Genomic DNA, 1,352 nt, shown 5'->3' on the forward strand with positions numbered 1-1,352 from the left:
GGCGTGTGTGGTTGATATGATGTGTGCGTACTGCCTTGCGGCGGCGCGCGTACAATTCTGGTTGATACGAACCGCCTTGCGGCGGCGCGTATGGATCATGAGAGCAATCAAGTGTGATAAGGGCATCTGGTGGATGCCTTGGCGCTAAGAGGCGATGAAGGACGTGGTACGCTGCGATAAGCCCTGGGGAGCTGCGAACGAGCTTTGATCCGGGGATTTCCGAATGGGGCAACCCACCTTCAGTGACCAGTGAACAGTGGGCAGTTGCCGGAGCGATCTGGTGGCTGGTTACTGTTTACTGGTTGCTATGAGAAGGTATTTGATCCTGAATACATAGGGGTCAAAGGCGAACCCGGGGAACTGAAACATCTCAGTACCCGGAGGAAAGGACATCAACGAGACTCCGTCAGTAGCGGCGAGCGAACGCGGACCAGGCCAATGCTCACATTCTTCTCAACCGGAACCGTCTGGAAAGTCGGGCACTATGGGTGACAGCCCCGTACGGGTTCAGGGAGGTGTGGGATACGAGTAGGGCGGGACACGTGAAATCCTGTCTGAACATGGGGGGACCACCCTCCAAGCCTAAGTACTCCTTAGCGACCGATAGCGAACCAGTACCGTGAGGAAAGGTGAAAAAGCACCCCGACGAGGGGAGTGAAACAGTCCTGAAAACCGGATGCCTACAAACAGTGGGAGCCCAAGGTTTGTCCTGGGTGACCGCGTACCTTTTGTATAATGGGTCAGCGACTTGAAGTAGCGAGCAAGCTTAAGCCGTGAGGTGTAGGCGCAGCGAAAGCGAGTCTGAACAGGGCGTTCAGTTCGTTGCTTCAGACCCGAAACCGAGTGATCTAGCCATGAGCAGGTTGAAGGTGCGGTAACACGCACTGGAGGACCGAACCGGTGTCTGTTGAAAAAGCCTCGGATGACTTGTGGTTAGGGGTGAAAGGCCAATCAAACTCGGAGATAGCTGGTTCTCCGCGAAAAGCTATTTAGGTAGCGCCTCGCGTTTATGCTCCAGGGGGTAGAGCACTGGATGGGCTAGGGCTGTCCACAACGGTACCAAACCTAACCAAACTCCGAATACCTGGAAGACTTGCGCGGGAGACACACGGCGGTGCTAACGTCCGTCGTGGAGAGGGAAACAACCCTGACCTACAGCTAAGGCCCCCAATTCGTGGCTAAGTGGGAAAGGATGTGGGAACCCCAAAACAACCAGGAGGTTGGCTTAGAAGCAGCCATCCTTTAAAGAAAGGCGTAACAGCTCACTGGTCTAAACAAGGGTTCCTGCGCCGACAATGTAACGGGGCTCAAGCCACGAGCCGAAGCTTAGGATCTGGTGACCAGTTATCAGT

1 rRNA gene is annotated in these 1,352 nt (G+C 55.0%); it reads left to right on the top strand.

Going from position 1 to position 1,352, the window contains the following annotated elements:
* Positions 1–106 precede the first annotated feature (106 nt).
* A 23S ribosomal RNA gene (locus GA0071312_RS20275) occupies positions 107–1,352 on the top strand; the annotation flags it as partial.

Source organism: Saliniramus fredricksonii, assembly GCF_900094735.1.
Classification (GTDB): domain Bacteria; phylum Pseudomonadota; class Alphaproteobacteria; order Rhizobiales; family Beijerinckiaceae; genus Saliniramus; species Saliniramus fredricksonii.